This window comes from Streptomyces sp. NPDC001373, from assembly GCF_042895815.1.
Classification (GTDB): Bacteria; Actinomycetota; Actinomycetes; order Streptomycetales; family Streptomycetaceae; genus Streptomyces.
Genome location: NZ_JBIAWQ010000015.1, coordinates 1 through 10360, shown reverse-complemented (window position 1 = coordinate 10360; position 10360 = coordinate 1). Strand labels below are relative to the sequence as shown.

The following is a 10360-nucleotide window of genomic DNA, read 5'->3' as shown; positions in this document are numbered from 1 at the left end:
GCCCGAGGCGTTCAGGAGCTCCTGCGCGGTGACGACGTCGGTACCGCGGCTGTTCGTCTTGAGGACCGGTGCCCCGGTGACCGGCGGAGCGGTCGGCTGCTGCGGGGCGGGCGTGGTGCCGTCCCCGCCCCCGGCGCCGAGATGGGCGAGCTGCCGCAGCTCGGCGAGCGAGCCCCGGAAGACATTCAGGTCCACGTTGTTCTTCGACGGAATGCCGGGCACGTTGCCGGTCTCGGTGTGCTGCCAGATCTTCCAGCCCTGCCCGGCACGCGGAACGGCTGCGGGCTCCTTCGTGCCGCTCTGGTACCGCGGCTGCCACAGGACGTGACCCGCGAACATCGAGCCGTTTCCGTTCATGCAGGTGTCGACGAACGGCTTGTTGGTGTAGATGACCGGCTTGACACCCATCTGCGTGCTCACGACATCGAGGAAGGCCTTGACGCCTGCGGTGCTGAAGTTGCCGGGGCAGTGCCCGGCCTTGTCCAGCTCCAGGTCGAGTGTGGGCGGCAGCTCTCCGGCGGCCTTTCCCGTGTAGCCGGCCGCCTTCATCGTGTCGACGAAGTTGCGGGCCTGGGCGGCCCCCGGCGTGCGCCCGTAGAAGTGGTACGCACCCCGCATCAGCCCGGCCTGCCTGGCGGCCTGGAGGTCGCGGTTGAACCACTGGTCGCTCCAGTCGGCGCCCTCGGTCGCCTTGGCGGCCATGAACACGTAACCGGAGGCGCGGACCTTGTTCCAGTCGATCGCAGCGCCACCGGTGTGGTTGTGGTGGCTGGTGTCCACGCCCCTGACACCGAAGGTCGCGGGGGAACTCGCGCTAGCCGGCAGGATCGTCATGCCCGCGAAGAGCATCCCTCCGCTCGCGAGTGCCGCACCAGCCCAGCTGATGGCCTTCTTGGTCGTCTTCCTCACCGCTGAGTCCTCTCGGTCCTGCCCGGGCCGCGCCCCGCGTGGCAGGGTCTGGCGCGTGGGCCGTTGGCGAGCGTTGTCGCTCGAAAGAGGACGCTGACCGTCCCGCCGTACCAGCGCTAGAGTCTGGGTGACAGTGGGTCACATCGGGATGCGTAAGCCGCTGACCAGCACGTTTCAAGGCCACTTGGGGGTTGTGTGGGACAGTTGGGGACGGGCGGAGGCCGTGATGAGATGGCACAGGACAGCTCCGCCAGTTCGCCGGAGACTCCGGAGCTCGCTGCGCTGCTGAATCTGATCCGCCGGTACATGGCGGAGCTGGGCTGGTCCTACAACGTGATGGGGCGCAAGACCGATGCCTCGTCAAGCACCTGGAACCGCTGGTGCACACAAGGGAAACTGCCCCGGCGGGAGGCGCTGATCAGCTTCGCCGACGCCGCACCCCGAGTGATCGAGAAGACCGAGCTGGTCAGGCTGTGGGAGCTCGCGTGGGCGGCGCAGGAAGCACGGCAGACGCAGGGGTCGGCTCTCGAGCCGACCGAAGAACAGCACCACAACACGTCCGTCGTCCCGGCAGGGCGCGCACAGCCGGTCACGGTTACCGGATCGGTCCCACAGGAGGGCCGCCGCATGACGCGGGCCATCCTGGTGTCCGTCTCCGGGCTCGCGGCCGCCGTGATCGCGGGCACGTCCCTGCTCTGGACCCTCGGCAGTGACACGAACACGTCCTCCGGATCACAGGGGCCGCCCCCGGTCTCCTCGGCCGCAGCGTCGCCGTCCCCCGCGGTCAGTTGTCACGGAAGTGCGTGCGCCTGGCTGGAGCCGGCCCAGTCGATCTGTGCCGGGGATGCGGTCACGGCGTATTCCGGCAACCAGTACGGAGCGGTGATCGAGCTTCGCTACAGCGCCCGCTGCAGCGCCGCCTGGGCAAAGATGAGCAAGACTTCACCCGGGGACCGCGTGGTCATCACACCCGCCCAAGGCCCTGCCGAGGAGTACCGCCAGCAGTACGGGCGTGACGCGCACACCCGTATGGTGGCTGCGGACAAACCTGAGGACGCCCGCGCCTGCGCGATAGTCCAGGACCGCGGAACCGTCTGTGCCACCGAACCGGGCGCCCCCGCAGCCGCACCTCACTGAGTCGACGGGCCGATGCGGTGCTGGCCCCGGACAATGGCAGCACCTACGACCGCGCGGAGGGAACGGCCTCTACGGCGAACTCGCCCTGGGCGGCCCAGACCACGGGCACGCTCTACCCTAGCCGCACGCAGCGATCTATCTTGGGCTGGACACCCGACACGGCGGCCGAGGGGGATCAGTGGCTCTGGCAGCGAAATCGCTCATAGAAGAAGCAAAGAGGAAGCAAGACCAGGTAGCCCGCAAGACCCCGGCGCACCCCGACGAAATCGCTCAGTCCCAAGCCGCCACCAACCTGGCACTCGCCCAGAGCAACGTCGAACTCGCAGGTGCCGTCAAAGCCCTCACCGACGCGGCCGGAAAGAACAGCGCCACCGTCAAGGACGCCATGGCCAACCTGTCCACCAAGCTTGCCGACCTCGCCAGACGCTGAGCAGCCGGCGCCCCCACGTCGCTGACGGAGCGTGGGGCGCACTCGGTACTCAGGGTGAACAGGGACAGGCGCGGCAGCTCTTCGCGCTGGGCAAGCCGGCCCGGCTTCCGGTCCGTTTCCCGCACGGCCGCCCGCCGCTGTGGGAGGCGGCCTCGGCGTGGACGGCGGCCCTGGCCGTGGCCCGCCTGACCGTCGCTCACCTGCTCGACGACCGCCGCCTCCAGCGCCTTCTGGCCCTTCGGCGGGAGACCGGCATCCGTCTCACCCTCGTCGTCCACCGCCCCCGCCTGACCGTTGTCCTCGACCGCGCTCTCGCCGCCGTCCCTCACACCCCTGCCGCCACTGTGGCCCGAGCCCGCGCCCTCTACTTCGACGGGCGCCCGCCCACGGCCGGCGGCGCGGCACCGGCCGCGCCTTCGCCTGCCGCCGGCCCGGGCCGGTGGCTCATCCTGCCGTGCCTGGACCGTCTCGTCTCCTACGACAGCCCGGGCCCGTGTACGGGCCCTTGCCTGCCCGGCCTGATCGACTGGAGACACCGGCCCGCCCCCGAGCCCCCCACCACTGCCAAGCCGCCCAGGCCGTCCGCCGGATCCACAGCACGACCGCCCACCCGAGACTGGCCGCGGCCCTGGCCTCCACCCTGTTCACCGGCGCCTCCTTCCCACAGCTGGCCACCGCCCGCAGCGGTGACTTCCACGACGCCCCCGCCCGCTTGGCCCTCCACGACCGGACCCGCTTCACCGACGGCTGCGCCGCCCACCCCGTCCCCGCCTGGGCCGCCTCTTCCTGCACGCCGCCACCCGCTTCGCCTGCCTCACCGGCACCGCGTGTCTGCTGGCCGAGCCGGGAGAGCGCCCTGCCCTGCTGCGCCTGGCTGAGACCGCCGGGCTCCGCCGCCCCAGCCGCCCGGCGCCCAGAGCGCGGGCAGGCCCGTCACAGTGGTGTGGGACTGGCGGGAGGTACGGGAAGCACGCGAGTAGCGGCGGGCACTGGTCGCCCGCCAAGCACGGCCACAGACCGCGCCCTCAACCCTGTTGGAGGGCGAACTCGGTGAAGTCGATGGGCGGGTGTGGACGACCACACCGCCTTCCTCCGCCGCGGCACGACGACGGGCACGGATCAGCGGCTGCCAACGGGCCCGCACGAGTTCCGCGATCTTCTGCTCGTGGCGGGGACTCGGATGCCTCTGGCTGCCCCGTTTGCGGGTCACCCATCGCTGGACGGCCGGCTGGGACACACCCGGGACGACTGCGACCCGCCGGGTCGAGCCCAGCTTTCACCGCAGCAGGGCCTTCAGCCGGTCCGCCGTGGTTGCGGGCACCGGCCGCGTGTACAGGAGCCGCTCCGGCCCCTCACCCATGGCCCGCACCATCCCCCCAGCCCCCTTCGACGACACCGCATCCCACACCCCGGCAGGTCCACCCTTGCCACCACCCCGCGACAGCGGGCGGTATTCGGCATACGGCTGACGCCGGCCTCCCCGCTGCGGTAGAGGCCCCCGGCTCCTGCTGACGGAGCCTTCAGGAGGTTGCGCTCGCTGCACGAAGGTGGTGCCTGGCCTTGCTGTACTGACACGGGGTGGCGTGAGGGCTTGTCTGGCGCTGTCACGAAACCGGCGCTTTGCAGCTTGTCGCCGGCGTCTCGTTGGGCGGGAGGGCGTTTTGGCGGGTTGTGCTGCGGGGCTGGCGGGGGTCGGATCGTTGTAGTGGTCGGTTCGGTGGTGTGGTGATGCGGGTGGCGAGTCCGTCGAGGAGGGTGGTGAGGCCGTGGTGGAGGAGGGATTCGGGGGAGAGGGCGGAGTTTGCCCTTGTCTGGGCGAACGCGGGGAAGGTTTTGCTGTCGATGAGTGCGGCGAGCCGGTTTTCCTGGGCGTGCATCCATTCCTGCCCGCTGACGCCGCTGGTGCGCGTGGCGTCGGTCTCGGGTTCGAGGTCGACGGCGTGGCCGCGGACGTAGCCGAAGAGGGTGACGGCGGCGTGCATCCGTGTATCCGCGTCCAGGCCGAGTCCGTCGAGGGCGGCGAGGGCCCAGTCGATGTGGCGGATGCCGTTGGGGATGAGCAGGGGCCGGTTGAGGTTCATGGCCCCGGCCAGCCAGGGGTGGGCCCGGTAGAGCCGCCATTGCAGGGCCGCCGAGAGTTCCAGCCGCTCCCGCCAGCCCGCCGGCGGCCGCTCGGGCAACGCCTCCTCCCCGAAGGCGGCGTCGGCCATCAGCACCACCAGCTGTTCCTTGTTGCTGACGTGCCGGTACAGGGACATCGCCGAGACCCCGAGCTCGGCGCCGAGCCGGCGCATGGTCAGGGCCGCGAGTCCCTCGGCGTCCGCGATGGCGACCGCCGCGCGGATGATGCGGGCGCGCTGCGCGGTGTCGTCCTCGGTGGCGGGGCGCCGTCCCGGTCCGCCGGCGGTGGGCCGGGCCGCGACCACGGTCCCGACCCCCGGTACCGCTCGCACCAGGCCTTCCTGTCCGAGCAGGGCCAGGACCTTGCTCGCGGTGGCCATGGCGACCCCCCACCGCTGGGTGATGGCCCGCGTGGAGGGCACCCGGTCACCGGGCAGCAGTTCTCCGCGCTCGATGCGCCCGCGTAGCTCGGCCGCGATCCGCGCGTACGGCGCCTGCGTCCGCCCTGTCATCCCATCCTCCCCGATGCACTAGTACGGGCGAACCCTAGTGCACTAGCTCGGTTTCCTCAATTCCCTTGTTTCTGCACGGGCTTTTCGTCTGTACGTTGTACACATCACTCCGAGGGAGGACAGGGAAAATGAACAAGACCCAGACCCGGAACCAGACCGTGCTGATCTCCGGCGCCAGCGTCGCGGGCCCCGCTCTGGCGTACTGGCTGCACCGGCACGGCTTCACGCCCACGATCGTTGAGCGGGCCCCCACGCTGCGCGACGGCGGCTACGCGGTGGACTTCCGCGGCGAGGCCCTCGACGTTTTGGACCGCATGGGCCTCCTGCGGCAGATCGAGGCGCTGGACACGGAGATGGGCGACGCGGCCATGGTGGACGCCGAGGGCCGCCGGTACGCCACTCTCCCCGCCGCGATATTCGCCGGGGACCTGGAGGTCCTCAAGGGCGACCTGACCCGCATGCTCCACGAGGCCACCCGCGAGAACACCGAGTACATCTTCGGCGACTCCATCGCCACGCTGGACCAGGACCACCACGGCGTCCACGTCACCTTCGAACACGGCGCGCCCCGCCGCTTCGACCTGGTCGTCGGCGCCGACGGCCTCCACTCCCGCACCCGCGCCCTGGCCTTCGGCCCCGAGGAGGAGTTCGTCCGCCACCTCGGCATCTACACCGCGGTCTTCAGCCTGGCCAACTACCTCGGCCTGAAGAACACCGGCCACCTCTACGCCGCCCCCGGCAAGGCCGCCAACATCTTCACGGCCCGCGCCGACACCGAGGCCCGCGCGGCCTTCCACTTCGCCGCCGACGACCTGGAGTACGACCGCCGCGACCCGGCCGCGCACAAGCGGATCATCGCCGAGCGGTTCGCCGGCGAGGGCTGGGAGGTGCCGCGCCTGCTGAAGGAGATGGACGCCGCACAGGAGTTCTTCTTCGACGCCAACGCCCAGGTCGAGATGGATACCTGGTCCGCCGGCCGCGTCGTCCTTCTCGGCGACGCGGGCTACTGCGCCGGCCCCACCTCCGGCCGGGGCACCTCACAGGCACTGATCGGCGCCTACCTCCTCGCCGGGGAACTCGCCGCCCGCGACGGCGACCACACGGCCGCCTTCGCCGCGTACGAGGAGCAGATGCGCCCCTACGTCACCGAGCACCAGGCGCTGGGCCGCGAGGGCGCCGAACGGTTCTTCCCGCCGGCCCCGACCCAGGAGGTGCTGGACATGCTGGCCGCGAACGCCCCCGAGAACACCCGCACGGAACCGGTCCGCCTCCCCGGCTGCACCCCTGCCCCCGCCGCCTGACAGGCGAAGAAGCTCCAGAGCGGAACCCGGCCGCCCGGCCGTGGCTGCCGCCGCAGCACAAGACTGGGTCAAGCCGCCGGATACGCCCAGTCGATGCCCAGCTTCCGGAGCGCGTCCAGCTGCTCCTGGGTGAGTTTGTGGCGCCGCTGCTTGGTGTTGGAGACCCACACACCCAGTTTCACGACGATCGGCTCCGCCTCGCCCTCGATAGCGATCTCTTCGGCGTGGGACCTTGGGACCGGCCGGTGGGTGCCTTCCCGCTCCACCCACTGCGTGAGCGCCGCCAGACCCCGCTGGAACGCCTGCTGCGCCTTGCTCGGCCCCTTCGTCCCGCGGCTGGCCGCGGGGGCGGGAGCGGGCGCCTGGTGGGGCTGCACGCCGATCGCGGTCAGGCGTGCCTGCTGTTCGGGCAGCAGGCGCGCCCAGGTGGCCGGCTGCTTTTGTTGCTGGAGCCACCGTCCGATGTCGTCGCCGTCGAGGACGACGCCCGGCGCGATGTGGGGCAGGGCTCCGTCGGCGTCGACCAGGTCCGCCAGGATCCGGTAGTGGCGCTGCCAGTCCAGCGGCCACGGGCAGTCCCAGTCCTCGTCGATCGCGGTCAGTTGCGCCGCGCGCTCCGCCGCCCGGTCCGGGTCCTTGCCGAGGCCGTTCTTGGTGCCCTTGCGGCGGAGGTTGGCCATGTGCTGGCCGATGGGCACCATCTCGTCGTCCTCGCCCCACGCGGCGTCCTGCCGGGGCGCGAGGTGTCCGGTGGCCCGCCGGAATGACCGGAGCACGGCGAGTTTGGCCTCCCAGGCCTCCTCGCCGGGTTCCCACAGCATCCCGGCCTCCGGCGCGTCCAGGAGGATCTTGCGCCGGTCCTCCAGCTCCCCGGCCCGCAGTGCCTTGCGCTGCTGGTGCACCCACCGGCCGAGGGGGAAGTTCTTGGTGACGCCGACTGCGGTTTCGGTGTCGTAGGGGACGGCGTGGAGGCCGGTGATCTTGTTCTCCGCCCGCCAGCGGATCAGGGCTTGGTAGCCCTCCAGCCAGACCAGGGATTCGGGCCGGTACACCCGGGTACGGAGGAAGGCCGCGATGGTGGCGGCGTCCCGCGGGCTGGAGAAGTGCAGCAGCGTCGACTCGGCGGCCGCGTCGGCGCCGTCCTCCTGGTCCTCGCCGTCACCTTCGCCGCCGGCCCCGACGATCCGCCCGTCCTCGTCCCGTCGGACGTGCAGCTTGCGCTTCCCGCTCGTGAGGGCCCGGGAGGCGAGCTGCTCGACGAGGCGGTCGTCATGAGATCGCAGGCCCTGGAGGACAGCGACAAGGGGGCGGAAGCTGGCGGAGGCGACCATGTCGGTCGGGTCCTCGCCGGGCTCCAGGAACACCGGCACGATGATCCGGGCCACCTTCGTGGACCCATCCTTGTTGAGCCGGAGCGCCCGTCCGATGTTCTGGACGATCTCGACCTGGGAGCCGCGGGTGTCGGCGAAGCAGATCGCCTCCACCCCGCGTTCGCCGGTGATGTCGACTCCTTCGCCCAGGACGCGTACGGAGGCGAGGAAGGCGCGGTGTACGCGGTGGCCGGTGGCGTCTGTGCCGTTGGCGAACTGTCGCAGGACCTCGCGGCGCTCGGTGACGAGGTGGTCGCCGCACAGCCACGCCGACCACACCCGGTTTGGCGGGACGTGACGGCCGCTCTCCAGCTCGTAGAACTCGGCGTCGATCGATGACTTCGGCAGCCGGCCCGCGGCCGCCAGATCGGCGTCAGACGCATCGGTGACGTACAGCTCCGCCGCCGTCTGCGGCAGCTTCTCGGCGAACGCGGCGGCTTCCTCGACCTTCTGGTGGAAGGTCATGACGGTGCGCAGGTTGTATGCCGCGGCGTGTTCCAGGAGCGCGGTCTGCAGCAGCGCCAGGCGCCGGCCTCGCTGCGCCTCTTCGGATTCTCCGGGGGCGGGGGAGGGGTCGCGGATTTCCAGGACGTCGATCTCGAACCCGGCGAGGATGCCCCGCTCGATCGCCTCGCTCAGTCCGAGCTCGGCGATCCACGCGCCGTAGGTGCCGTCCGGGTCGTCGGCCATGCTCGCGATCTCCGTCTCCTGGCCCCCGGCGCCTTTCTGTGGCCGGGCGGCGGCGAGGATGCGTGGGGTGGCGGTGAGGTAGAGCCGGAAGTCGGCGGGGATGCGGGTGTTGTCGTGGATGGCCGCCCAGGGGCGTCCGAGGTCGCCGGCGGTGCCGTGGGCTTCGTCGACGATGGCGAGGTCGAAGCCGGCCATCTGCTGCCCGTAGAGCCGTTCCCCGCCCGCCAGAGCGGCCTCCAGGGGCCCGCGGACCTTCCGCCGGCCCTCGGGTGCGTAGATGTCCTCGCGGTCCACCAGGGAGGCATAGGTGGCGAACACGACCACAGGCCCGGACGCGGCCCACAGGGCAAGCTGGATCGGGTTCGTCGTGGTGCGCACCCCCAGTTCGTTGAGGACCGGGTCGTTCTCCAGCGAGCAGACGGCGACCATCGGGGCCCGGTGGCCCACCAGCCGCCACGCCTGGGCGGTCTGGGCGAGGAGGTCCAGGGTGGGCACGGTGACGAGGATCCGGCCGCCGGGGAAGCACTCCAGCGCGCACGCGGCGGCCGTGATCGTCTTGCCGGATCCGGTAGCGGAGACGATCGTGGCCCGGGCCCCCTGGGCGGGCACAGGAGATCTTGCAGGAAATCCGACCCATTTCCGGAAGGCTGATTTCTGGTCGACCTGGTGTTCTCGGAGTTGCATCAAAGGAATTCTCCCGGTTCAGGCAGGACCTGCTCGACGGAGAGAATCCGGTATTCGCCGTCGTGGTAGATGCTGCTGGGCCGGCCGAACATCCCCCGGGCGTGCTCGACGGCCGCGCCGGCGGAGGCCGCGAAGACGTGGCGGACCGCAGCTTGTGTCTCCGCGGGGGCGGAGGTCGCCCGGGCGGTGATGCGGTAGACGCGGTGCCGCAGCACTTCCACCGGCAGTCCGTCCCCCGGCTGTTCGCTCCAGGAAGCCTCGGTGGCCTTGCGCTGTGCACGCAGGTCTTCCCGGCAGGCCACTCGACGGTCCTCGTCCGGCGAGTACACGGTCATCTGCTGCTTCGTCATGACCTGTTCGATCCGGGCCCATTCGAGCCGCTGGCACGAGGCGATGTCCAGCTCGGTGGGTTTCCGCGGCTCAGTGGGTCCAGCAAGCGCCCGCTCTTCACGGTCTCGGGCGGCCCGGTGCTGCTCCTCCACCTCGCTCAAGGTGAGTCCAGTGGCCCGCCTGACGACAGAAATCTGCGCCAACTCGTCCGGATTATATTCGTAGACGGGCATCCAAGACTCCGCTCTCCATGAAACCACCAGGCGGGCGCCCTATTTCCGCCAATGGTACATGCTGCATCATCTCTGGTGCACGCGCGCACTAGACTGGAGTAGCGAGCGGTCGACGGCGATATTCTGTGATCGGAGGACCGGCATGGAGCCCAGCGGGCGAGCAGCGGATCTGCTGCATGCAGTGGAGCAGGCGCTGAGGATCCGAGGGGTATGGGAAGAGGTCGCCACAACCCACTGCTGCCGTCCGCCAGAAGAGGTGAAAGCCGCCTACGAGGTAGCCGCAGAACGCTGGAATGTCCAGCTCGACGAACGAACCGTCACCCTGTCGAGCCTGTACATCGGAGGGTCCTCCTACTGGGAGTGACCCCAACACACCAGCCCCTGCCAGCCGCCCGCGAAGCGGGCGAGCCCTGGGGCGGGCGAGCCCTGGAGGCGGAGCCGGAAGGGCCAGGGGTGGGGGAGCGAAGCGGACCCACCCAACGGGCTGAAGGCCCGGACCCCGTGAAACGGGGTCACCCAGGCCCGCGGAGCGGGCCGTTCGGGATCGAGCGTAGCGAGACCCCGCACCCGTCCGAAGCGAAGCGGAGGACCCCGGCCCGAAGGGCCGGCCCTAGCTCGGCGCAGCCGAGCCCTCCGCCGAGCG

The 10360-nt window shown here is 70.8% G+C and carries 7 protein-coding genes; 3 read left to right on the top strand and 4 right to left on the bottom strand.

The features are described 5' to 3' along the window. Nucleotides 1-909, bottom strand: a 909-nt coding sequence (locus ACFY15_RS27695; protein WP_390826268.1) for a glycoside hydrolase family 25 protein, incomplete at its 3' end; no start/stop codon positions are given. A gap of 306 nt (nt 910-1215) precedes the next feature. On the opposite strand from ACFY15_RS27695, the gene ACFY15_RS27690 reads away from it, so the two are divergent. Both ACFY15_RS27690 and ACFY15_RS27685 read left to right on the top strand, forming a co-directional pair. Then, nucleotides 1216-2046 (top strand): DUF2690 domain-containing protein, encoded by an 831-nt coding sequence (locus ACFY15_RS27690; protein WP_390826267.1) that lies wholly within the window; start codon nt 1216-1218, stop codon nt 2044-2046. Between the two features lie 178 nt (nt 2047-2224). Next, a complete protein-coding gene (locus ACFY15_RS27685) occupies nt 2225-2476 on the top strand; it encodes a hypothetical protein (RefSeq protein WP_390691775.1) in 252 nt (83 codons plus the stop codon). A gap of 1604 nt (nt 2477-4080) precedes the next feature. Here the strand turns inward: ACFY15_RS27685 and ACFY15_RS27680 are convergent. Next, entirely contained in the window at nt 4081-5109 is a 1029-nt protein-coding gene (locus ACFY15_RS27680; RefSeq protein ID WP_390826266.1) for a GntR family transcriptional regulator, read from the bottom strand. A 128-nt stretch (nt 5110-5237) separates the two neighbouring features. On the opposite strand from ACFY15_RS27680, the gene ACFY15_RS27675 reads away from it, so the two are divergent. After that, nucleotides 5238-6410, top strand: coding sequence for an FAD-dependent monooxygenase (locus ACFY15_RS27675; protein WP_390691624.1), 1173 nt, complete (start codon nt 5238-5240; stop codon nt 6408-6410). Nucleotides 6411-6478: 68 nt separating this feature from the next. On the opposite strand, the gene ACFY15_RS27670 is transcribed toward ACFY15_RS27675, so the two are convergent. Together ACFY15_RS27670 and ACFY15_RS27665 are read right to left on the bottom strand one after the other, a co-directional pair. Then, entirely contained in the window at nt 6479-9154 is a 2676-nt protein-coding gene (locus tag ACFY15_RS27670) for a Helicase associated domain protein (RefSeq protein WP_390826265.1), read from the bottom strand. Next, nucleotides 9154-9717 carry a hypothetical protein gene (locus ACFY15_RS27665; RefSeq protein WP_390826264.1) on the bottom strand — a complete coding sequence of 188 codons (564 nt, stop codon included), beginning with the start codon at nt 9715-9717 and terminating at the stop codon, nt 9154-9156. The genes ACFY15_RS27670 and ACFY15_RS27665 overlap by 1 nt, the downstream gene beginning before the upstream one ends. Between the last annotated feature and the right edge of the window lie 643 nt (nt 9718-10360).